Origin of the sequence: Pseudoalteromonas sp. SIMBA_162 (assembly GCF_046535955.1) — a bacterium.
Taxonomy (GTDB): Bacteria; Pseudomonadota; Gammaproteobacteria; order Enterobacterales; family Alteromonadaceae; genus Pseudoalteromonas; species Pseudoalteromonas marina.
In genome coordinates this window covers 1-254 of sequence record NZ_JAWJBQ010000771.1, presented here as the reverse complement: position 1 = coordinate 254, position 254 = coordinate 1, and the positions used below count along the sequence as shown (strand labels likewise).

1 protein-coding gene is annotated in these 254 nt (G+C 70.1%); it reads left to right on the top strand.

What is annotated here, in order from left to right; all coding sequences use genetic code 11:
• On the top strand, positions 1–254 hold a 254-nt coding region (locus R0J88_RS21775; protein WP_410901141.1), incomplete at both ends, for an ArsB/NhaD family transporter.

Below are 254 nucleotides of genomic sequence, written 5' to 3'. Positions count from 1 at the left end.
CCGGTGAACCTGGTGGCGGTAGCGGCCACGCTGCTGGTGCTGTGGCTGTATTTTCGCCGTGACATCCCATTGCGGTACGCCACCGACGACCTGCAGTTGCCTGCCCTGGCAGTGCGCGATCGCGCCACGTTCCGTGCGGGCTGGGTGGTACTGGTGGTGTTGCTGGCCGCGCTGTTCGTGCTGGAGCCGCTGGGCATCCCGGTCAGCGCGGTGGCCTCGGCCTGCGCCGCCGTGCTGTTTGCCGTGGCCGCCCG